This is a genomic window from Alkalimonas amylolytica (assembly GCF_900107845.1).
Lineage (GTDB): Bacteria > Pseudomonadota > Gammaproteobacteria > Enterobacterales > Alteromonadaceae > Alkalimonas > Alkalimonas amylolytica.
In genome coordinates this window covers 227,188-249,713 of record NZ_FNRM01000004.1, presented here as the reverse complement: position 1 = coordinate 249,713, position 22,526 = coordinate 227,188, and the positions used below count along the sequence as shown (strand labels likewise).

Genomic DNA, 22,526 nt, shown 5'->3' with positions numbered 1-22,526 from the left:
AGATGACCGAAAGAATTCTGGGAGTAAACAATGCGTTTGATTAAATGGGCCGCCATGATACTGGCAACTGGCTGGTTGGCATGGTCGGGTCCGGTGTTGGCCCAGCGGTCAGAGCCACTGCCAATCCGTACTGTACTGGCGCAGAAAATTATGCTGGATTTACGTTACTACTGCCAAGATCCAGTGCCGGCTGGGCATTGCCGTGCTCCGTTAACCGAGTTGCCTGCCGAATTGGCGCAGCTGATAGCCAGCACTGAGCTTGGCGGCGTGATTCATTTTGCTGAGAATTTACAAGACATCAGGCAGATTTACCGGCTTAATCAGCAATTGCAGCATGCTGCCAGTCGTAGTAAGCATCGTTTGCCGCTATTTATTGCGGTGGATCAGGAAGGTGGTCGGGTCGCGCGTTTGCCCAAGCATCAGGCCACCACCTTCAGTGGCAATATGGCCATTGGTGCCACCTACCAGGCACATGGCGTGCGTTATGCAAACCAAGTTGCTCAAGTGCAGGCCAAAGAGCTGCTGGCACTTGGCTTTAACCTGAACTTTGCCCCCACGGTCGATGTGAATAACAACCCGGCCAACCCGGTGATCAATGTGCGTGCTTTTGGCGATGAGCCAAGCAAGGTGGCTGAACTGGGCGCAGCCATGGTGGCCGGCATGCAGCAACAGGGCCTGCTGAGCGCACTGAAGCATTTTCCCGGCCATGGCGATACCGAAGTTGACAGTCATCTTGGTTTGCCGCTGGTACGACACAGCAAAGAGCGGATTACCGCGGTGGAGCTGGCACCTTTTGCTCACATTATCGAGCAGCAACCACCGGCGATGATCATGACCGCTCATATTCAGTTTCCGGCGCTGGATAGCAGCACCTTGCAAGGCCGGGATGGTCGTTCTTTCATGAAGCCGGCGACTTTGTCGCGTGCGATCCTAACCGAATTACTACGGCGACAGCTCGGCTACCAGGGCGTGATCGTGACCGATGCGCTCGATATGAAAGGCATCAGCGATTTTTTTACTGCTGAACAAGCAGTGATCCATGCCTTTGCTGCCGGTGCCGACATTGCATTGATGCCAGTAAAAATTCAAAGCCCGGCAGAATTACAGCAGTTGGATATGCTGCTGGATGCATTGGAGCAGGCGGTGGCCAGCGGCAAGCTGGATGAAAGCGAGCTGCGAGCCTCACAAGCCCGCATTCAGGCGCTGAAACAACAGCTACCGACGCAACAACCAGCGCTGAGCTTGCTGGCACACCCCGAGCACAAAGCACTGGAGCAGGCCTTGGCACGTAACAGCATCACGCTACTGCGAAACCGCAACCAACTGCTGCCATTGCAACAGACGCCGGGCCAGCGCTGGTTCCTGCTGATGCCCGACAGCAGCCGGTGCCAGGCCTTGATGACAGCCTTGCAGGCGCGGGTTAGCGCCGCTGTCCATCTGAGTTGCGGTAGTTTGCTTAGCCGCGACTGGCCAGAAGTGCTGGCACAGCTTCAGCAAAGCACCCTGTTAATCAGTGCTTTTGTAACACCGATGCAAAGCGTGGCCGAATTGGGCGGCATGGATGATGTGGCCGCCCTGGGCGGTTTGCAGCAGGCTTTTGCGCAGCAACAGCAGCGCTTGCAGGCCGCTATCCGCCAAGCCGGACAACAGCAGCTACCGCATGTCTATCTGAGCCTGCGCAGCCCCTACGACGTGGCAACCTTTGGCCAGCAAGCGCAGGCGGTGCTGGCCAGTTACGACTACCACACCGTGGTGCAACCAGGCAGTAAGCAGCACAGCGGCCCGGCATTTGAAGCCCTGGCCGATGTTTTGTTGGGGCTTTATCCTGCCAGTGGGGTTTTGCCCGTTCAGTTGCCAGAGCCTGTCTTACCGTGATGGGGTTATGGCAGCGCCATGCCGATGGCATTTTGCAGCAGTTGCCCGCCGATCGGCTGCTGGCGCTGGATGTATTTCGCGGCCTGACCATTACCGCCATGATTTTGGTGAACAACCCAGGTAGCTGGGCTTACATCTATGGACCGCTGCGTCATGCCGACTGGCACGGCTGGACACCCACCGATCTGATCTTTCCGTTTTTTATTTTTATTGTCGGTGTGTCGATGCAGCTTAGTTTGTGCAAGCACCAGCGCAGTCCAGGTGTGCAATTGCAGGCTGGGGCACTGCGTAGTCTGAAACTGATAGGGCTAGGGTTGTTGCTGGCATTGTCGTACTACAATCTGCGCGATGCCAATTTTGACTGGGTAGCGCAGCGTTTACTGGCACTGCGTTATCCCGGTGTCCTGCAGCGGATTGGCCTGGTGTATTTTTGCTGTCTGTTGTTGGTGCTGTGGCTGCCCTGGCGAGGCCGTTTGCTGGCAGCCCTGGCATTGTGCGGCCTTTACCTGCTGGGAATGTACGGTATTTCCTATCAGGACGATGCCGGCAACAGCTACCGCGGCTTGCTGGAGCATGGCAACAGTTTTGCTGCCTGGCTGGATCATAGCTTGCTAGGTCCAAACCATGTGTATTACCGCAGCGCTAGCCCTTTTGCCTTTGATCCGGAAGGGCTATGGTCTACTTTACCAGCCATCAGCAGTTGTCTGGCTGGAGTACTGACAGCGCAATGGCTGCAGCAACCGGGTGCGCTCAGTGGTAAAATCAAAGCCATGCTGCTGGCAGGGCTGGCCGCTGTGCTGCTGGCCGAGCTTTGGCATGGCTGGCTACCAGTCAACAAACCCTTATGGACTCCCAGTTACGTGCTGCTGAGCACCGGTTATGCCTGGCTGGTGCTGGCGACCTGTTTATGGTTGTGTGATGTAAAAGGATACCGGCGCTGGACTGCGCCCTTTGTGGTGTTTGGTGCCAATGCTATTTTATTCTTTGTCTCAGCCGGGCTGGCCGCCCGGTTGCTGTCGATGATCCCGGTTGGTGACACTGTGCTGCAGGCCTGGCTGTATCGTCACTGGTTTCAGCCACTCTTTGGCAACTACAACGGCTCGCTTGCTTTTGCATTGTGCTTTTTAGCCTTGGCTTACCTGGCCATGTATGGCTGTTACCGTAAAGGCTGGATTTGGAAAGTCTGAATAAACCCGCGTTACTGGAGGGTACTTCTTGAGTGCAGGTTTGCATTTTCAGGGACATGACTTAAGCTTGAGGTTAATTCATTAACAGAATTGAAACCATGCACTTTCTTGCGGGCTTTGCTTTTGTTGGGTGCTTGTTGCTTGTATTTCCTGGCATCCTTTGGGCGCAGCCAGCGGCTGAAGCTGAGCGAACTTTGGTGGTAGGCGTCTACCACAACCCTCCCAAACTGCGTGCCGCCGAGGATGGCAGTCCGTCCGGTATTCTGGGGGAGCTGTTGGTAGAAATAGCCCGCCGTGAGGGCTGGCAGCTGCAGGCGGTGTCGTGCGATTGGATCTACTGCCTGCGCTTTTTACTGGAGGGTGAAATTGACCTGTTGCCAGATATGGCTTACACCGAGCAACGGGCCGAAAGTTTTAGCTTTCACCAGGTACCTGCCTTGTACAGCTGGTCTCAGTTGTACGGGGAGGGTGGGGTGCTGGTCACCGATATCACCGATCTGGCCAATCAGCGGATAGCGGTGCTAAGCGGCTCGGTGCAGCAAAGCTATTTAGAGCAGCAATTGCAACAACACGGCCTGGTCGCCGAGCTGGTGCCGACAGAGTCGTTAGCCGAAGGCTTCGCGCTGTTGCAGGCGGGACGTGTCGGGCTGGTGGCTGCCAATCATTATTTTGGGCAGCAGCTGGCTGGTCGTCATCAACTGCAAGCCAGCCCCTGGTTGTTTCAACCCAGTCAGTTATTTTATGCCAGTCGTCATGGTCAGCAATTGGATCTGTTGCAACAGATCGATACCTATCTGCAGCGCTGGCAGCAGCAACCTGACTCGCCCTACTATCAGATTTTAAGCCGCTGGGGAGCCGCAGAGCTCGAAAGCAGTTCTATGCAGCAACATTACCGCAATCTGTTGCTGCTTATGGTGAGCCTGCTGTTGGTGGTGTTTGGCGGTGCTTTGGTGCTGCGCTGGCAAGTCAAGGAAAAAACCCGCCATTTGCAAGCCAGCGAAGCCCGCTTAAATACCATTTTGGACACCGTCGATGCTTACATCTACATCAAAGACAAAAAGTTGTGCTATCAGTACGTCAATAAGAAGGTAGCGGAGCTTTTCCAATGTACCGCGGACGAAGCAACAGGGCACAACGACTTTGCTTTTTTTGATCATGCGACAGCACAGCAATTGCAAGCCAATGATCGTGACGTGCTGGATCGCGGTGAGCGCAAGGTGCGGGAAGAAGAAAATACCAGCATTGACGGCCGTCTGACCCGACACTTTTTAAGTGTCAAGATCCCGCTCTGTAAGCCAGATGGTGAGGTGTATGCTTTGTGCGGTATTTCGACCGATGTCACCGAGCACAGACAGCAACAGCAGGCTATTCATCAGTTGGCCTTTTACGATGCGCTGACTGGTTTGCCCAACCGCCGTCTGCTGCTCGACAGGTTGCAACAGGCTTTTGCCCTGCATCAACGTCAGCAGCAACAGGGTGCCTTGATGTTTATCGACTTGGATCACTTTAAAGATTTAAACGATACCTTGGGCCATGCGGTTGGCGACGAGCTTTTGGTGGACATCAGCAATAGGTTGCAACAGGGGATCCGCTCCTGCGATACCCTGGCCCGGCTTGGTGGCGATGAATTTGTGCTGCTGTTGCAAGAGCTGCCGGATGACGAACAGCGTGCCTGGCAGCGGGTACAGGTGATTGCTGAAAAAGTACTGCAGCTGGTTAATCAACCGGTGCAACTGCAACAGCAACCCTATCAGCTTTCGGCCAGCATTGGCGTGGCGATGTTATCCGATGGCGACTCGGTGGATGTACTGATGCAGCGGGCCGATATGGCGATGTACGATGCCAAAGGCCGGGGGCGCAACCGGGTGCGGTTTTTTAATCAGCACATGCAGGTGGAGGTCACCGAGCGCACGGTACTGACCAATCGTTTGCGTCAGGCCATGGAAAAAGAAGAACTCTACCTCGCTTACCAACCGCAGTTTGATCGGCGACAAGGCATAACCGGTGCGGAGGTGCTGTTACGCTGGCAGCATCCGGATCATGGTCATTATGCACCGGCAGATTTTATTCCGATAGCAGAAGCGACCGGGTTGATCCTGCCGATAGGCCAATGGGTGTTGCAGCAAAGTTGTCGCTTACTGGCCGATTGGGCAAAAGAACCGGGCTGTCAGCACTGGCAACTGGCGGTAAATATCAGTCCGCGTCAGCTGCATGATGCCCACTTTGTTGAGCAACTGACAGCCATTTTGCAGCAAACCGAAGCTCCGGCAGAGCGATTGTTGCTGGAAATTACCGAAAGTCAGCTGCTGGAAGATACCGAGTTAGCGCTAAAGCATATCCATCAACTGGCGGCCATGGGGATCCGCTTTGCATTGGATGATTTTGGTACCGGCTATTCGTCGCTGCAGTATTTAAAAACTTTACCGTTGAAACAGCTGAAAATAGATGCTTCTTTTGTGCGTGACTTACTGCAGGACAGCAGCGACGAAGCCATAGTGCGAACCATTCTGGCGTTGGGGCAAAGTCTGGAGCTGGAAGTGATTGCTGAAGGCGTAGAAACAGCAGCCCAGTTTAAAGCACTGTATCAAATAGGGTGTCGTCAGTTTCAGGGGTATTACCTGGCAAGGCCCGGAACGCTTGAGCAACTGTACCAGCACAGCCCATCACACCCTGGCTAGAACCATAGGTCGAACCGATAGAAGCCAACATGCTGCCTTGTCATCCCCCTGCTAGCATCGGGTAAAGAGTCCCCCTGAACAGGTAGGTAAGCGATGCGTGCTGGTTGGATAATTCTGTCCTTTCACTTTGTCTTTGTCTTTGTCTTGATGCTGTCCGGCTGCTCACCTGCACCGGAGGTTAAGCCGTCTGCTACCAGGCTGGTGGTGGTCGAGGATGGCCGTGATTACAGGTTTCATCGTGGTACTGGTGATTATCAGGTGCGGTTTAACTACAGCGGTGATAACTGGACTCATGCTGATGTTGCGGCTATCCGGGTCGAGACCCGCCAACCGATTGCCATCTTGCCGCAGCAATACACCTCGCCAGGCAAGATGATGCCGGGTGCCAGTGTGCAGGGCCAGAGCATTGGCCGGCAGTGGAATGAAATCACCCAACAGGAAATGGCGCAGCGTCTCCAAGCCCTGGGCTTTTTTGTGCTGACACCCAGCATCCAAATGTACAGCGAAGATCTGGACGGCTATCAGGGCTTTGAACACTTTATTGCCGGGGTGCACAAAGGCAATGCCCATGTGCAGACCGTGCTGCTAACGGCCGATGCCCACGATCCCAACGCAGAAAACCCATTACCCGGTGCCCAGATGCTGGTAACCGGCACCAATCCGCGTAACAAGGACTGGGAGCAGTTGATCCAAGATTACATTGCTCCTTTTTACCAGCAGGTTGGGCTCGGCAATCAAGGCGCCCGGGTTCGGGGTGGTTTATCGGAGGTGGAAGGCTCGTCGGCCGCCTGGCACCCGTTGATTGAACGGGCCGCCGAATACGGGGCTACCGTAAGCATTATGGAAGTAAGCCGCGCCATTGATATTGTGGAGCAGGTCGGCTCAATCGAAGCCGGTCGGGACTGGGCGGCCCCATTATTTGATGCCGTGGCACTGGCAATGGCGGATTATGCCTGTCAGCAGGGGTTTGAGTTGATCATCTGCAAGGAGTTAACGCATGTTGCAACGTATTAATGCCCATTTTATCAACGGCAGTTGGCGCACTGTGGTGGCTCCGGAGTGGTTTACTCTGGTCAATCCTGCTACCGAAGAAGCCGTCAGCTGCGTAGCCCGGGCCGATGCCGCCATGGTGAACGAAGCCATCGCAGCCGCTTATCATGCCCAGGACGGCTGGGGGCGTTTGAGCTTTACTGAACGTGCGAGCTATCTTCAGCAGATAGCCGACTATTTAACCGCCCATGCCGATGAACTGACCCAGGCCATCAGCGATGAGCTGGGCTGCCCGCTGTGGTTCAGCAAACTGGTGCAGGTGGAAGACCCCATCGATGCCTTACGAAACCATGTTGGTTATGCTGCCAAATTGCAGCGCGAGCAACCATGGGATGCCCGGCTAAAAGTGCGCAAAGAGCCGGTGGGTGTTTGTGGCCTGATCACCCCCTGGAATTACCCACTGCATCAGCTGATAGCCAAGGTAGCACCCGCACTACTGGCCGGTTGTCCGGTGATTGTAAAACCTGCTGAGCAAACACCACGTAGCGCCATTGTGTTGGCGATGGCAGCCGAAGCGGCCGGGCTACCTGCCGGGGTATTTAATCTGGTGCTGGGTTGTGGCGAGCAGATCGGCACTATTTTGTGCCAGCACCCGGATGTGGATTGCATTTCCTTTACCGGTTCAACCCGGGTTGGCCGGCTGATCCAGCGCAACTGCGCTGGCACCGTAAAAAAGGTCTGTCTGGAGCTTGGTGGTAAGTCGGCCTTTATCATCGGCCAGACCAAGCGGCTGGCTGAAGCCGTGCAGCTAGGGGTCGAAGATGTGATGCTGAACTCCGGCCAGACCTGTGTAGCCCTGACCAGGATGCTGGTGCCGGCTGAGCGTTATGAGGAAGCCTGCGAACTGGCCGTCGGGGTAGCACAGCAGTTGAAAGTCGGCGATCCCAAAGCAGAAGACAGTTTCCTTGGCCCTGTAGTCAACCAGCAGCAATACCAGGCGGTGCAGCAGTACATTGAGCTTGGGCTGGATGAAGGCGCCCGGCTGATTGCCGGTGGTACCGAGCGTCCGGCCGGTTGTAGCCAGGGTTATTACATAGCGCCAACTATTTTTGCCGATGTGCATAACGGCATGCGCATTGCTCGCGAAGAAATTTTTGGCCCGGTACTTTGCATCATTCCCTATAGCGATGAAGACGAAGCCCTGCGGCTGGCCAATGACTCCCCTTATGGCCTGAGCGGCCGGGTTTGGGCCGATGATGACGCCGAGCGTGAGCGACTGGCGCTTGGCATTCGGGCGGGTCTTATCTTTACCAATGCCGCCGAATGGCACAATGCTGCCCCCTTTGGTGGTTTTAAACAATCCGGCTATGGCCGCGAGTTGGGGCTGGCCGGTGTGGAGGAGTTCCTGACGCTGAAATCCATTGTGACAGAGGAGCCGCAGCATGGCTGAGCGGGTGTTGAATCAACCTTTAAGTGGCAACGAAATGCCACGCTTTGGCGGCCCGGCCAGCTTTATGCGGCTGCCACAAGCTCAGGATCTGACTGGGCTGGATGTCGGTTTTATCGGGGTGCCTTTTGATATCGGCACCTCCAACCGGCCCGGCGCCCGGCTGGCACCACGGCAAATCCGTGACGAATCCCGCATGCTGCGCCCTTACAACATGGCCACCCGGGCAGCGCCCTTTGATTCGTTGCAAATTGCCGATATCGGCGATGTCGCCATCAATACCTTCAACTTAAGCAAAAGCATCGACATCATTGAGCAGCATTATCAGCAGGTGCTGGCAGCCGATGTGACGCCGCTGACCATGGGCGGTGATCACACCATCGCCTTACCCATTTTGCGGGCGATGAAGCAAAAATACGGCCCGGTAGCCCTGGTGCATGTCGATGCCCATGCCGACATCAATGAACATATGTTTGGTGAGCGTATTGCCCATGGCACGCCGTTTCGTCGTGCGGTGGAAGAGGGCTTGCTGCAATGCGACAAAGTGGTGCAAATCGGCCTGCGCGGCACCGGCTATGCGGCCGATGACTTTGACTGGCCGCGTGAGCAGGGCTTTTTGGTGGTGACGGCAGAAGAGTGTTGGGGCAAGTCGTTGCAATCTTTGATGGTGCAGGTGCGGCAGCGGATTGGCAACCAGCCGGTCTATCTGTCGTTTGATATCGATGGTATCGATCCGGCCTATGCACCAGGTACTGGCACGGTGGAGATTGCTGGCCTGACGGTGCCACAGGCACTGGAAATTATTCGTGGCTGCGCTGGCCTGAATCTGGTCGGCGCCGATCTGGTGGAAGTATCCCCGCCGTACGATCCATCCGGTAATACCGCCTTGTTGGCGGCCAACTTGCTGTTTGAAATGCTCTGCGTGCTGCCCGGCGTGGCACGGCGTTGAGAAGGAGGTTTTATGCAACATCATGCTAGCCAAACAGACACTCAGACAGACAGCCGATTCGATCTGCTGGGCTGGAGCGAAGCCTTGCTGCGCTGCCAGCAAGCCTGTGGCAAGACACGCTTTTACGCGGAGCTCGGCCAGTTGCTGGAACTGCTGTTACCGAGCGATGAGTACCTGGTGCTCATGTTCGATCCCAAGCGCCCGCCTGAGTTGCTGCATCAGCGTCACCCACTGCAAAGCGATGATTTCGAGCGCTATCTGCAGTCGGCATATGTGCTGGATCCTTTCTACCGCAAAGGGCTCCAGCAAGGCCAGCAGGGTGTTTTTCGCTTACGGGACATTCTGCCGGCGGATTATCACGACTACGATCAGTACTACAACAGTTACTTTCGTCACCTGAAAATTGCCGATGAAGTGGGCTACTTGATCCCGTTACCCGCCGAGCGGCGTTTTGTGCATATTGAGCTGGCCCGTTTTGCTGGTCGGGAGCTGTTTGCCATCGGGCAGCTGCAACAGGCCAGCCAGCTGTTCAGTGTGGTAGCCAGCCTGGTGATCCAGCATCAACAGCAGCTGCCCCAGCACGAAGGCAGTGGCTGCCCCGAGCACGATTACATTGAGGCGTTCTACCGGCGTTTTGGCACTGAGGTCTGCACCCCACGCGAGCACGAGGTACTCTGTTACATGCTGCAGGGCTACTGCGTGAAAACCATCGCCAGTCAGATGCAGCTTGGGCTGGAAACCATCAAGATGCATCGAAAGAATTTGTATGCCAAACTGCATATCGGCTCGCATCCAGAGTTGCTAGCCTTGTTTATTGACTTACTGACTGTGACTGAGCCGCCGGTGCGCTGCGATCCCTTGTTGCATAATCCGCGTCTGCAGTACAGTCCAGCCTTATCGGAAGCCTGTTAAGATGGGATGGAAACATTGCTGTTGTTGGTTACTGCTTAGTGTGCCGCTGCAGGCCGACGTCTTTGCGCCACTGGATTTGCCGGCTCCAACGGCGGTGCGAACTGCCATTGGTGAGCCAGGCCCCGCTTATTGGCAGCAGCAGGTGGATTACCGGCTCAGCGCCCGGCTAGAGCCTGCCACAGCCAGGCTCAGTGCCGAGGCGCTGCTGAAGTACCACAACCAGGCACCCCATGCTTTGCCAATCCTCTGGTTTGAATTCCCGCTCGAACGTCTGGTTGATACTAAGCAAAGTGCGCCCTTGCACCCGCTGCCGAAAGGTAGCCGACCGCCTCAGCCGCCGGTCGTTGCCCCTTCCGGGTTGCAGGATCTGGAAGTCTTCGCCGGTGAGCAAGTGCTTGAAGTTCGTCAGCAGGGCACGTTTATCGGGGTGGTTTTGCCAGCGCCGCTGCATCCGGGCGAGCAGGCTGAGTTACGCTTTGCATGGGCCCTGCAATTACCGGATCGGCTGGACCCACGCCGCCCCAGAGCCGGCATGGAAACTCTGGCCGATGGCCGTTTGCTGGTGGCTTTAACCCAGTGGTATCCAAGAGCGGTGGCTTTTACCGATCAGCGTGGCTGGGACCTGACGCCATTTTTGGGCGACGCTGAGTTTAATCTGGAGCTGGGCAACTTTGATGTGCGGCTAAGCGCACCGGCCGATTACCTGCTGTTTGGTACTGGCGAGCTGCAAAATCCGGCCGTGCTGACTGCTGCTGAGCGCGAGCACTGGCAGGCGGCCAGTGGTCAAAGCCGGGTCACTCAGGCTGGGGCAGCGACTGAGTGGCGGGAGTGGCATTTTAAGGCAGAGATGCAGCGCGATTTTGCGCTGGTAGCTGGCAATGCCTGGCGCTGGCAAACCAAACTACTGGATTTGCCCGATCAGCAGGTGCGTTTGCAGGTGGCTTTTCCGGATAACGGCCGTTGGTTGTGGCAGCGCTACGCCCTGGCCGCTACTGAACACAGTGTCCGGCAGTTGCAGGCCTATCTTGGGCCTTTTCCGGTGAATACCCTGACCATCGCCAACATTGCTGGCATTGGCATGGAGTTTCCCGGCTTGAAACTGGTTGGCTTTCGCGGCCCGGATGCTGCCATCGACGGGCCAGCTCCGGCTTATAGCCGTACCCAGAAGCACGATGTGCTGGGGGGGATTATGCATGAGGTGGCCCACGCCTATTACCCGATGCTGGTTAATACCGACGAGCGGCGTGAAGGCTTTTTTGATGAAGGCATAGCCAGCTTTTTGGCTTATCTGCTGGAGCAAAGCTGGAGCCGGAGCTTTCAAAGCTTTTACGGTGATCCGGCCGGGGTGGCCCCAGCCCAGCTGCGGCCAGATTACGCTGCACCCGTGACCCGGGCCGACCACTTTGTGCATAAGCTGGACTCGCACTACCATGTGCCGGCGGTAGCGCTGGTGATTTTGCGCCAGCAACTGCTGGGTGCCGAGCGCTTCGATCAAATCCTGCGGGATTTTACCGCCAGCTGGGCGGGAAAACGGCCTTATTTTGCCGACTTTATCCGTTTTGTCAGTGCGCAAAGTGGCCTGGAGCTGGACTGGTTCTGGCGCGGCTGGTTTTTCTCCGATCGCCATGTCGATATTGCTTTAGCCAAGGCCGAGATCTTGCTGAAAAAGCCAGAAAGCTCAGAGCAGCTATCAAGCTTCTTACGCCAGCAAGCCAGGCGTGCTGGTGAGCCCTTGCTGGCGCTGCCAGCTAGCCTGACGGCGGAGGTGGAGCAGCAGTGGGCTTTGCAGGATCATTACTCCGCGCAGGATGATTTTGGCGTGCTCGCTCAGGCTTCCTGGCAACCCGGTGCAGCTCAAGGGCAGTGGCTACGGCTAGAACTGCACAATCGTGGCGGTATCCCGATGCCGGTGACGGTGCAGGTTAGCACGGCCGATGGCCAGCAGCACCAACTGCACTTACCGGTCGATAGCTGGCGGGCATCGCAACAACAACTGCAACTGGACTTATGGCTCGCTTCCAGCGAAACCATCGTGCAGATAGAGCTGGATCCTAATCGGTTGAGTGGCGATGTGAACCCAGCCAATCAGCGTATTTCCGGGCCTTTGCCTGTGGTGTTGCTGCCTTAAAGGATACTTTTAAACAACTGGTTACACTTAGTTGCAGCTTGATGCTCTTTTTTAGGTGCGATACAGCGACTGACTGCGTAGGATGGTATCACTAGGTTAGTCCGGAGCAATAAGATGGTCACAACAAACAAATTACTGATAGCTGCAGCGCTGTGCTGGGTGGGTGTTAGTCAGGCGGCTCAGGCTCCGCTGGAGCAGGCACGGCAGTTGCTGGAGCAGCAGGACTATCAACAAGTACAACAATTACTGCAGCCATTGCAGCGCAGCCTGGGGAAGCAAGCCGAATTCTGGTATCTGCAAGGCCGGGCTGCTCATGGGTTGCAAGATACTGCCGCAGCAGAAAAGCACTTAAAAAAAGCCGCCGAGCTGCAAAGCGATCAGGCTGATTACCAGTTCTGGTACGGCCAAAGCAGCTGCAATCAGGCACAAAATGTCACTATGCTAAGAGCACGGGGCTTTGCCATTCGCTGCCGCGATGCTTTTGCCGCGGCTGCGGCGCTTGAGCCGGAAAACCTCACTTACCAACGGGCGCTGGCTCAGTTTCACATTCAGGCTCCTTCTATTGCCGGTGGTGATAAAAAAGAGGCCTTATCGATTGCACAACGGGTCAGGCAGTGGGATGCCTTGCAAGGCGATTTGCTGGAGCTCGAAGTGCATGTAGCCAATCAGGATCAGGCTGCTTTTGAGGCCCTGGTGGGCGGATCCGAGCTGTTGCAGGCACGGCCGGAGCCTTTTGTGCTGCGGGGTATGTATCAACAGCGCCAGGGTTCGCATGAACAGGCTATTAGTGAGTTTGAGCAGGCGACTCAGCTCAGTATCGATCCAGATGATAAGACGGCCGTAGCGCAGGTGTTGACCGCCTGGTACCAGCTGGGTCGAAGCGCCTTAGTGGGGAAAACTCAGTTGGAGAAGGGCATTGCCGCCTTGCAGCATTACCGCACTCAGCTGGATACAGCACAATTCACAGCACTGCCTGATATGGACTGGGCAGATTTGCGCCTGGCGCAGCTGTATTTACTGCAGGATGAAACCGAGCTGGCCCTTGCCTTGCTGGAGCCATTAAAAGCCAGCAGCCAAGAGCAGCGGATTTTAGACGAGATCAGCAAGCTTTCGCTTTAAATGATGGGGATTGATGGCTGAAGTTGCTGCTGCAGCGCTCTAAAGCCGCCCTTCCCGCGCCAGACGGCGGCGCACCCAATGGCGGTAGAGCCAGGAAAGAGTAGAGCGTATCAGCGGCAGGCCAATCAGCCAGGCCAGCCAGCGGTAGCCGGGCAGCCGAGACAGCAACAGTTGGTAGGCGGGCAAAGCGCGTAGCACGCGGCCGTGTTCATCCTGCACATGCAACTCCAGTAAGGCGGCGCGCGGGTCTATGTCAAGGGCGCGCAGTTCGTCGTCACGCCCAGTGATATCCAGCCATTCCACTTGCACACCTTGACCGGCATGCTTCTCATACCAGGCCCGGTCGCGCACGCAGCCTGGGCAGGCACCATCGTAAAAGACCACTATTTTCGGCTTCGTTGCTGTTTTCATGGTGTTCTCCAACCTTAGGCGTGAACTTAAGTGCTTTTATCGAAACACTTTTCGGATAAACAGGGTATCCGAGGACTATGCCACACAGAGACAAGGATCACCACTTCAGCCGGGTCGCTGCGCCGATGAATAATTTGACCAAAAAAGTGGAAATCTGACCATTTAAGCAAAAATGCCGCAGAGATCCCTTACCCTGTCAGCTCTGTATTTTCCTTTTAAATTCATGCTGTTATTTTTATCTGCCTTTGTTGGCATGATGGCTGCAATAGCTGGTGAAATGACTCAGCTTTTAGCAAGGAAACACCATCATGAACAAGCTCCTCTTTGTCAGCGCTCTGTTAACCGCCGGTCTGGTTTTAACCGGTTGCAATCAGGCGCAAAGCAGTCCCAACAAAGCCTCGGCAGACGACATCGCCATTCCGGTGGAGGTTGCCATCAGCCGCCATGGTGAAATCAGCAGCAGCTACCGCACCACCACCACCCTGGCTGCCCGAGAAGAAGCGGATTTGATCAGCAAAGCCAGTGGCGTGATTGAAAACATTCTGGTGGAAGAAGGCGATGCAGTCCAGGCTGGTCAATTACTGGCAGTGCTGGATAACGAGCGTCAGCGTCTGATGTTGGCCAAAGAACAGGCCGAGTTAAGCCGGCTGGAAGGTGAGCTGCAGCGTATGACCGAGATGCATCAGCGCCAACTGGTCAGTACCGAGGTGTACGACAAACTGCGTTGGCAGCTGGATGCTGTCAAGGCTGCAGTAGATCTGGCAGAGCTGGCGCTGGCTGAAACCGAAATCCGCGCGCCTTTTGCCGGGGTGATTTCGCGCCGTTATGCCAGAACCGGCCAGCTGATCAATCAGTTTACCGGCAAGTCGTTGTTTCATCTGATTTCCAACCAGCAGCTGGAAGCGGTGGTGCATCTGCCAGAGCAGCAACTGGCTCAGGCCCGGGTCGGCCAGGGTGTGTTACTGCAGCTGGCTGGCCATGCGCCACTACGGGCCGAGTTGAATCGGATTGCCCCGGTGGTGGATGCCCAGTCGGGTACCGTACGGGCGACTTTGCTGATCGACAACCAGAGTGGCCTGCTGCGCCCCGGGCTTTTTGCACAGGTGGAAGTACAGTTTGATGTCAAAACCGATGCCTTGCTGATCCCAAAACGGGCGCTGATGAGCAGCGACAATCAGCACAGTGTTTATGTGCTGGATAGCGAAGGTCGGGTGCAGCGCCAGACGCTGGTACTGGGCTATCAGGCCGAGCAGGCGGTTGAAGTGTTATCCGGTATTGAAAGCGGCCAGCAGGTGGTGATTGCCGGTCATGCTGCCCTGAAAAATGACAGCCTGGTACAGGTTGTTCACACCCGCGATTTTAACTAAGGACGTCCTATGAAACTGGTTGATGTCGCGGTTGCCCGCCCTGTTGCTATCTGGATGTTTACTTTTGGCATCCTGTTGTTTGGTCTGGTGTCGTTAAGCCGTTTGGCGGTGAATTTATTACCGGACTTGTCCTACCCAACCCTGACGCTGCGCACCGAGTTTGCCGGTGCGGCGCCGGCCGAAGTAGAGCAACTGATCAGCAAGCCGATCGAAGAAGCACTGGGGGTGGTCAAAGGTGTGCGCCGGGTGCAGTCGGTGTCACGGGCAGGGCGTTCCGACGTGGTGCTGGAGTTTGACTGGGGCACCGATATGGATCTGGCCAGCATGGATGTACGGGAGAAGCTCGACATTCTGATGCTGCCGCTCGATAGCGACAAACCCGTGTTGCTGCGTTTTAACCCCAATCTGGAACCTGTACTGCGCTTAGCGCTTAGCCGCGAGCAAGGCCTGCAAAGTGAGCGCCAATTAGTCGAACTGCGCACCTTTGCCGACGAAGAGTTACGGCGCTGGATGGAAGCCCTGCCAGGTGTGGCGGCGGTACGGCCGGATGGCGGTCTGAGCCAGGAAATTCAGGTGCTGGTCGACCCAAACAAACTGAGTCAGTTGCAGCTGGATGTGCACCTGATAAGCAGCCGGTTAAAGCAGGAAAATCTCAATCTGGCCGGTGGCCGGCTGGAAACACCGGGCTACGATTACCTGGTGCGCACCATCAATCAGTTTCAGCAGCTCAGCGATATGGAGGATCTGTATCTGACCACCATTGATGGCAGCCGTATTTTACTGAAAGACGTGGCCGAAGTACGGGATGCCTTCGCCGACCGGCGCAGTGTCACCTACGTTAATGGCCAGGAAGCTATTGAAGTGGCGATCTACAAAGAAGGGGATGCCAACACCGTCGAGGTTGCCGAGCGGGTGCTGGCAGCGCTACCCAGACTGCAACAGCGGTTACCGGCCGGTTATCAACTGACTTTGGTGTACGATCAGTCCGCTTTTATCAAGCAAGCCATTGCCGATGTGAAATCCGCCGCCCTGATTGGCGGTGCTTTGGCGATGCTGGTGCTCTATCTGTTTTTACGCAATGTCTGGGCGACCGTCATTATTTCGGTGTCCATTCCGGTGTCGGTGATTGCCACCTTTAATTTGATGTATGGCCAGGGCATTACCCTGAACATGATGAGCCTGGGCGGCATTGCGCTGGCGGTCGGCTTGTTGGTCGATAACGCCATCGTGGTGCTGGAGAACATTGCCCGTCATCGTGAGCAGGGCGCAGACGCCCCCACGGCTGCCCGCAAAGGCACCGGCGAGGTGGCCATGGCAATTACCGCTTCCACCCTGACCACAGTGGCGGTGTTTTTCCCGCTGGTCTTTGTCGAAGGCATTGCTGGCCAGCTGTTTCGCGATCAGGCGTTAACCGTTACCTTTGCGCTGCTGGTGTCTTTGCTGGTGGCGCTGACCTTAATTCCGACCATGGCAGCACGGCAGTTACGCCGTCCGGTTGCCTCAGGCGATGCTGATAGCTTGGCAGAGCCAGCCAGCTTTCGCTGGTTGCCAGAGCGCTGGTACCAGTGGCCGTTGATGCCGCTGCGCTGGGCACTGAAAGGGCTGCAAACATCGCTGCAAGCGGTGCTGGCCTTGCTATTGCTGCTATGGCGGGCGATTGGCTGGTTGCTGGGGCATTTGTTCTCGCCTTTGCTCTGGCTGGTGCAGGGCGCTTTGCACTACCTGACCACTGCCTATCGCACACTGCTGGGGGTGGCTTTGCAGGCCAAAGTCGGCACCATTGGCATTACCCTGGTACTGGCAGCGCTTTGCTACAGTGTGCTGCCACGCCTCGGTGCCAATGTGCTGCCGGAAATGGCGCAGGGCGAATTCTATGTTGAGATCCAATTGCCGATCGGCTCGGCCATCGAGCAGACCGATGCACTGATGACGGAGCTGGCCGTCTTTGCGGCAGCCTTGCCGGAGATTGAGCGCAGTTATGGCCAGGCCGGCACCGGCAGCCAGATGACGGTGGACCCAAGCATTGGCGGCAGTCATTGGGGGCGCCTATCGCTGGTTCTGGCTGGCGGCGCCGATCCGGCTGCCGAAGCACGCAGCATTGAGCAGCTGCGAAGCTTCCTGGCGCGTTACCCGGATGTGCAGGCCCGCTTTGAACGGCCGCAGTTGCTGAGCTTTAGCACACCGCTGGAAATTGAACTGGCCGGTTACGAGCTGGCGGAGCTGAAGCTGGCTGCCGATGCGCTGGTGCAACGTTTGCAGCAAGAAGGACGTTTTAGCGATGTGAAAAGCAGCCTGCGTCCCGGCCAACCGGAGCTGACGCTGTACTTTGATCACGGCCGGTTGGCGCAGCTGGGCCTGACCGCCCGTGAAGTGGCGCAGCGGGTGGCTGTCTATGTCGGCGGCGATGTCGCCGGCCAGTTTTCGGTGCAGGATCGGAAAATTGATATCCGGGTGCGACTGGACGAGGCTTACCGTCAAACCGAGCAGCAACTGGCCGAGCTGGTGATTAATCCGGGCAGTGCCACGCCCTTGCCACTGGCTGCGGTGGCCGATATTCGCCGTGAACTGGGCCCCAGTGAAATTACCCGCATTGCCCAGCAGCGCGTCGCCATTGTCAGTGCCAATCTGGCCTATGGCGACCTGGAGCAGGCCACCCAGCTGGCGCGTCAACTGCTGGCCGAGCAAATGCTGCCCTTTGGGGTGGTGGCCGAGGTGGTTGGCCAAAGTGAAGAAATGAGCCGGGCTTATCAGTCCTTGCTGATGGCCTTGCTGCTGGCGGTGTTCCTGGTGTATCTGGTGATGGCATCGCAGTTCGAGAACCTGTTGCAACCGCTGGTGATCCTGTTCACCGTACCGCTGGCGGGGGCCGGTGCCATCCTGGGGCTTTGGCTCACCGGTACTGGCTTGTCGGTCATTGTCTTTATTGGCCTCATCATGCTGGCCGGTATTGTGGTGAACAACGCCATCGTACTGATTGATCGTATCAATCAACTGCGCCAGAGCGGTTTGCTGCTACGGGATGCGGTGCTGCAAGCCGGCGAGAGCCGCCTGCGCCCGGTGTTGATGACCACCCTGACCACGGTGCTGGGCTTACTGCCACTGGCACTTGGCACGGGCGAGGGCAGTGAAGTGCGGGCACCGATGGCCATTACCGTGATCTTTGGCCTGCTGTTGTCTACCTTGCTGACGCTGGTGTTTATTCCGGTGCTGTACGCCCTGGTGAGTCCGGATCGGGCGCCTGGCGCTGAGCCGGCAGCAACCGATGTGACTGCTGTGCCGGAGGTGCATCATGACTGAGCAACCATTAGCCATTACCCGGCTGGCGCTAAGCCGGCCCATCACGGTCTGCATGATCTGCATTTCGTTGCTGCTGTTTGGTGTGCTGGCCAGCCGGTTGTTGCCGCTGGAGAAATTTCCCGGCATCGATATTCCGGAGATCTACATTCAGGCGCCCTACCCCAATGCCACTCCGGCCGAGATTGAGCGGTTGATCACCCGGCCGATTGAAGAAGCACTGGCCACCGTCAGCGGTATTCAGGAGATGCGCAGTTTCTCCAACGAAAACAGCGCCGATATCTCGCTGATGTTTAACTGGGACGAGCCCATTCGCAGCAAAAACATGGAAGTGCGCGAGCGGCTGGATGCGGTGCGGGCCCAGTTGCCGGCTGATCTGGAGCGGGTCTTTGTGTTTCAGTTTAATACCGACGACATGCCGATTTTCCAGCTGCGCATTTCCAGCGAGCGGGATTTGGCCCTGGCTTACGATTTGCTGGAACAACACATCAAGCGTCCGCTGGAGCGGGTAGCCGGGGTGTCAAAAGTTGAACTCTATGGCGTGGATAAACGCCAGGTGATTATCCGGCTCGATCCGGCCCGCCTGCATGCACTCAATGTCGATCCGGTGCAGTTGCTGGCCCAGCTTCGGCAAAGCAACTTTGCCATCACCGCCGGCAGTTTGCAAAACCCAGAGCAGCATATTTTGGTGAAGCCTGTCGGTGAGTTTCGCTCGCTTACTGAGATAGAACGCCTGCCGATCCGGCCCGGTTTGCAGCTATCCGATGTGGCAACGGTGGCGCTGGAATTGCCGAAGCGTGAGGATGGCCGTCATTTAAACCAGACCTATGCGGTTGGCATGAATGTATTTAAAGACTCCGGTGCCAACCTGGTTGAGGTGGCCAATGCGGCGATGGCGGTGGTGCGCGCCGCCGATCAGAATCCGGCCTTTTCCGGCATTCAGCTGTATGTGATGGACGATATGGCCAAGGGCGTCACCTCGTCGCTGCGTGACTTGCTGCTGGCCGGCAGCATTGGCGCTGGCTTGTCTTTTATCGTGCTGTTTTTGTTCTTACGTCATCTGGCCACCACCCTGGTGGTGGTGCTGTCGGTGCCTGCGGCCATTATTATGGCGCTCGGAGCCATGTACTTTCTGGGCTACAGCTTAAATATCCTCAGCATGATGGGCCTGATGCTGGCCATTGGTATGCTGGTGGATAATGCCGTGGTGGTGACCGAAAGTATTTTTCGTGAGCGGGCTTTGGGCGGTGATGTTCGGGCGGCCACCGAGCGTGGGGTGCGCCGGGTCAGTCTGGCGGTGCTGGCGGGTACTGCCACTACTGCCATCGTGTTTTTACCCAACATCATTGGCCAGAAAATGGATCTGACCATTTTCCTCGAGCATGTCGCCATTGCTATTTGTTTGTGCCTGGGCATCTCCTTATTGCTGTCGTTGAGCTTAATACCGCTGCTTAGCACCCGGCTTAAGGTGCCAGTGCAGCAAAATGCCGGCTCCGGGCGTGGTGAGCGCGCTTATGGCCGGCTGCTTACAACCGTGATGCACTGGCCTAAACTGGCAGCACTGGTGGCCTTGTTGGTGCTTGGCAGCATTGTGATCCCGCTGGGCCAGGTCGGCAGCGGCGATGGCGATATGGAAGACAACAGCCGCATCTTTATGAACTACCGGGTGCAGGGCAATTACAGCCTGGAGGAAGTGCGGGCCGAAGTCAGCCAAATGGAAGCGTATTTGTACGACAACCAGCAGCGTTTTCACATTGATTCGGTGTACAGCTATTACCGGGCTGGCTACGCCATCTCCATTATTTTATTAAAAGACGACTTGCCGATGCCACTGGCTGAGCTGCGCCAGCAAATTCAGGCCGACTGGCCGGCGCTGGTACGCTCACGGCCATCCTTTAGCTTTGGTGGCAGTGGCGGTGGTTTGCAACTGCATTTACTTGGCCCATCCACCGAGGTATTGCTGGCTCAGGCAGCCATGCTGGAGCCCATGCTCAGTAGTTTGTCGGCGCTGGAGAATGTCAGCTCCGATTTGGAGCGCGGCCAGCAGGAAGTACAAATCGTGCTGAATAAAGACGAACTGGCGCGGCTGGATTTGCCGGCCAGCCTGGTGGCCGAGCGGGTCGCGCTGGCGCTGCGTGGTGCCAATCTGCGCACCTACCGCACCGAGCAGCAAGGCGAAGTGCAGCTGCGGGTGCAGTTTGATGAGCGCATCAGCCAGTCGTTGGCCGAGCTGGCAGCTCTGCCCATCCTGGTGCAAGCGGGCAGCAGCATTCAGTTGCAGCAACTGGCCGAGCTAAATATAGCCCCACGGCTATCACGCATTGGCCGGTTGAACCGTCAAACCGGCATCGCGCTTAGCATGAGCCTGGCCGATGGCGCTACCATGGAGCAGGCGCAGCAACAAATCCGCCAGTTGATGCAGCAAGTCGATTTACCGGCTGGCTATCAGTGGTCTTTTCATGGCGCTTTTCAGCGCCAGAATGAGGCGCAGCAGGTGATGCTGGTCAATATGCTGCTGGCTGTAGCGATGATCTACATCGTAATGGCGGCCTTGTTTGAGTCTTTGTTAATGCCCAACGCCGTGATTGGCTCCTTGCTGTTTTCGCTGGTCGGGGTGTTCTGGACCTTCCTGCTGACCGGCACCTCGATGAGCATTATGGGCATGATTGGCATGCTGGTGCTGATGGGCATCGTGGTAAATAACGGCATCGTGCTGGTCGATCGCATCAATCAGGAGCGGCAGTTGCAGCCAACAGCCGCACTGAAGGATGTGATCATTGAGTCCTGCATCGCCCGGCTCAGGCCCATCCTGATGACGGTTTCGACCACAGTGCTTGGTTTGTTGCCACTGGCATTGGGTGGCACTCAGCTGGCTGGCGACGGCCCAAGCTATGCCCCCATGGCCATTGCCATTATCGGCGGCCTGCTGTTCTCCACCCTAACCAGTTTGCTGCTGGTGCCGCTCACTTACTATGGTCTGGTGCGGCTGCGCGAAGCGACCAGCCGGCTGCTGCAAGGCAGCAGCCGTTGGGCAAACAAGGTGTGGCAGTTTGAATAATCAATAGTGGTTTCAGGTGCGCAGCCATAAGCTACGCACCTGAAACGAAGCTAAAATCCGCGACGTTTTCTGTTTCTTCGGCTCTTAGGATGTTGCCAACCGACAGTTCTGCCCTGGTTAGAGGCTGATGCTGGCTTTCGGTAGGCTTGAAAGCGCTGGAAAAGAGCAGCAAGGATTTCTGTAAAGGTGGTGTTTTCGATGCTGTCATAATCATCATGCAATTTACTGAATAGAAGCATCAGCAATACAATGCAAGAGTACACCCCGTAAGACATTATCGACAGTACAATAAGGTAGTGCCCTCTGACTTCGAAAGCTTTGGTTTGTGGCGTCAAAAATAGCAGGTTTTGTTGGCCGCAATCAGCGCCCGCTTTTGAAGCGGCTTCGCAAAAACCAATCTTGCTGTATGTGCCTTTTACTTGTTCTAAGTAAGTTATGCTGTTGACATCCAACCGCTGGAACTTTTGATGCGATTCCAGCGCAAAGTCATAAAAGGCATTGTATACACTTTGCTCGCTAAGGTGATGAAAGGGGGTTCTGGTGGAAGTTTTGTGACCTTTTGTGTATCGCTCAGCCAGCATAACACCGGATGCTCCTTCAATAGGGCAGCTATAAAACAGCCCAAAGTCATACGTATAGCCTTTTGGTTTGGTCGGTGGAATTAAAGTTGAATGCTGTTTGCATTTGGCTGTGTCGATTTTCAGGTGATTGATGTGGAAAAACTGTTCGTTAGGATATTCGGTTACCTCTTTGGCATGCTCTACTTCTATCAGCCCGAAATAGCTGTACTCAACATAGCCAATCGCACACATCATAGGATGCATCATGGCTAATGCAATAAACAGATTGTATAAGCTGTAATTGCTAATGTAACCGAAGTATGATTTCTGCAATAACCACAGGCGCGGGCGAAATAGACATGCGCTAAACAGCACAGGAAGTGCCATCGAAGTCATAAAAAAATAATCTTTGTAAGGCGTTATGGGCAGCCGGGCTTTCATCAGGAAAACCCAAACTATGGCATAAAAAATAACGATAGCGACCGTTGAGGTGATCAGAAAGGGGAGAAAAATTCGTTTTATTTTAACCTGAAATTTTTCCACAGGAATTC

General features: G+C 56.0%; 14 protein-coding genes. 12 read left to right on the top strand and 2 right to left on the bottom strand.

Going from position 1 to position 22,526, the window contains the following annotated elements; genetic code table 11:
- The first annotated feature begins 30 nt into the window (after positions 1-30).
- The 9 genes from BLW37_RS10015 to BLW37_RS09975 all read left to right on the top strand — a co-directional run bounded on the left by BLW37_RS10015 (position 31) and on the right by BLW37_RS09975 (position 13,285).
- Positions 31-1,875: a glycoside hydrolase family 3 protein gene (locus tag BLW37_RS10015; protein ID WP_245785688.1), complete on the top strand. Its 1,845-nt coding sequence runs from the start codon at positions 31-33 to the stop codon at positions 1,873-1,875.
- Complete coding sequence (locus tag BLW37_RS10010) at positions 1,875-3,062, top strand: acyltransferase family protein (protein ID WP_091342404.1); 1,188 nt, start codon at positions 1,875-1,877, stop codon at positions 3,060-3,062. Before BLW37_RS10015 ends, BLW37_RS10010 begins: the two co-directional genes overlap by 1 nt.
- Positions 3,063-3,160: 98 nt before the next feature.
- Positions 3,161-5,740: an EAL domain-containing protein gene (locus BLW37_RS10005; protein ID WP_091342402.1), complete on the top strand. Its 2,580-nt coding sequence runs from the start codon at positions 3,161-3,163 to the stop codon at positions 5,738-5,740.
- A gap of 93 nt (positions 5,741-5,833) precedes the next feature.
- Entirely contained in the window at positions 5,834-6,754 is a 921-nt protein-coding gene (locus BLW37_RS10000; RefSeq protein ID WP_091342400.1) for a hypothetical protein, read from the top strand.
- Complete coding sequence (locus tag BLW37_RS09995) at positions 6,738-8,180, top strand: aldehyde dehydrogenase family protein (protein ID WP_091342398.1); 1,443 nt, start codon at positions 6,738-6,740, stop codon at positions 8,178-8,180. The genes BLW37_RS10000 and BLW37_RS09995 overlap by 17 nt, the downstream gene beginning before the upstream one ends.
- Complete coding sequence (gene speB / locus BLW37_RS09990) at positions 8,173-9,126, top strand: agmatinase (RefSeq protein WP_091342397.1); 954 nt, start codon at positions 8,173-8,175, stop codon at positions 9,124-9,126. Before BLW37_RS09995 ends, speB begins: the two co-directional genes overlap by 8 nt.
- A 12-nt stretch (positions 9,127-9,138) precedes the next feature.
- Positions 9,139-10,038 (top strand): response regulator transcription factor, encoded by a 900-nt coding sequence (locus BLW37_RS09985; RefSeq protein ID WP_091342396.1) that lies wholly within the window; start codon positions 9,139-9,141, stop codon positions 10,036-10,038.
- A gap of 1 nt (position 10,039) precedes the next feature.
- Entirely contained in the window at positions 10,040-12,166 is a 2,127-nt protein-coding gene (locus BLW37_RS09980; RefSeq protein WP_091342394.1) for a gluzincin family metallopeptidase, read from the top strand.
- Between the two features lie 114 nt (positions 12,167-12,280).
- Positions 12,281-13,285 carry a tetratricopeptide repeat protein gene (locus tag BLW37_RS09975; protein WP_091342393.1) on the top strand — a complete coding sequence of 335 codons (1,005 nt, stop codon included), beginning with the start codon at positions 12,281-12,283 and terminating at the stop codon, positions 13,283-13,285.
- Positions 13,286-13,324: 39 nt separating this feature from the next.
- On the opposite strand, the gene BLW37_RS09970 is transcribed toward BLW37_RS09975, so the two are convergent.
- Positions 13,325-13,696, bottom strand: coding sequence for a thiol-disulfide oxidoreductase DCC family protein (locus BLW37_RS09970; RefSeq protein WP_091342392.1), 372 nt, complete (start codon positions 13,694-13,696; stop codon positions 13,325-13,327).
- A gap of 308 nt (positions 13,697-14,004) precedes the next feature.
- Between BLW37_RS09970 and BLW37_RS09965 the strand changes: the two genes are divergently transcribed.
- From BLW37_RS09965 to BLW37_RS09955, 3 genes are read left to right on the top strand one after another with little or no spacing between them, the layout of a single operon-like run.
- Positions 14,005-15,063: an efflux RND transporter periplasmic adaptor subunit gene (locus BLW37_RS09965; protein WP_091342390.1), complete on the top strand. Its 1,059-nt coding sequence runs from the start codon at positions 14,005-14,007 to the stop codon at positions 15,061-15,063.
- Between the two features lie 9 nt (positions 15,064-15,072).
- Positions 15,073-18,360 carry an efflux RND transporter permease subunit gene (locus BLW37_RS09960; RefSeq protein ID WP_091342388.1) on the top strand — a complete coding sequence of 1,096 codons (3,288 nt, stop codon included), beginning with the start codon at positions 15,073-15,075 and terminating at the stop codon, positions 18,358-18,360.
- A complete protein-coding gene (locus tag BLW37_RS09955; protein ID WP_091342387.1) occupies positions 18,353-21,415 on the top strand; it encodes an efflux RND transporter permease subunit in 3,063 nt (1,020 codons plus the stop codon). Before BLW37_RS09960 ends, BLW37_RS09955 begins: the two co-directional genes overlap by 8 nt.
- Positions 21,416-21,465: 50 nt before the next feature.
- Here the strand turns inward: BLW37_RS09955 and BLW37_RS09950 are convergent, their stop codons facing one another.
- Positions 21,466-22,518: a hypothetical protein gene (locus BLW37_RS09950; RefSeq protein ID WP_091342385.1), complete on the bottom strand. Its 1,053-nt coding sequence runs from the start codon at positions 22,516-22,518 to the stop codon at positions 21,466-21,468.
- Positions 22,519-22,526: the final 8 nt, after the last annotated feature.

Excerpts from the sequence above, each read along its gene's own strand:
- BLW37_RS10015 (WP_245785688.1), top strand. The coding sequence starts at position 31 with ATGCGTTTGATTAAATGGGCCGCCATGATACTGGCAACTGGCTGGTTG.
- BLW37_RS10010 (WP_091342404.1), top strand. The coding sequence starts at position 1,875 with ATGGGGTTATGGCAGCGCCATGCCGATGGCATTTTGCAGCAGTTGCCC.
- BLW37_RS10005 (WP_091342402.1), top strand. The coding sequence starts at position 3,161 with ATGCACTTTCTTGCGGGCTTTGCTTTTGTTGGGTGCTTGTTGCTTGTA.
- BLW37_RS10000 (WP_091342400.1), top strand. The coding sequence starts at position 5,834 with ATGCGTGCTGGTTGGATAATTCTGTCCTTTCACTTTGTCTTTGTCTTT.
- BLW37_RS09995 (WP_091342398.1), top strand. The coding sequence starts at position 6,738 with ATGTTGCAACGTATTAATGCCCATTTTATCAACGGCAGTTGGCGCACT.
- speB (WP_091342397.1), top strand. The coding sequence starts at position 8,173 with ATGGCTGAGCGGGTGTTGAATCAACCTTTAAGTGGCAACGAAATGCCA.
- BLW37_RS09985 (WP_091342396.1), top strand. The coding sequence starts at position 9,139 with ATGCAACATCATGCTAGCCAAACAGACACTCAGACAGACAGCCGATTC.
- BLW37_RS09980 (WP_091342394.1), top strand. The coding sequence starts at position 10,040 with ATGGGATGGAAACATTGCTGTTGTTGGTTACTGCTTAGTGTGCCGCTG.
- BLW37_RS09975 (WP_091342393.1), top strand. The coding sequence starts at position 12,281 with ATGGTCACAACAAACAAATTACTGATAGCTGCAGCGCTGTGCTGGGTG.
- BLW37_RS09970 (WP_091342392.1), bottom strand. The coding sequence starts at position 13,696 with ATGAAAACAGCAACGAAGCCGAAAATAGTGGTCTTTTACGATGGTGCC.
- BLW37_RS09965 (WP_091342390.1), top strand. The coding sequence starts at position 14,005 with ATGAACAAGCTCCTCTTTGTCAGCGCTCTGTTAACCGCCGGTCTGGTT.
- BLW37_RS09960 (WP_091342388.1), top strand. The coding sequence starts at position 15,073 with ATGAAACTGGTTGATGTCGCGGTTGCCCGCCCTGTTGCTATCTGGATG.
- BLW37_RS09955 (WP_091342387.1), top strand. The coding sequence starts at position 18,353 with ATGACTGAGCAACCATTAGCCATTACCCGGCTGGCGCTAAGCCGGCCC.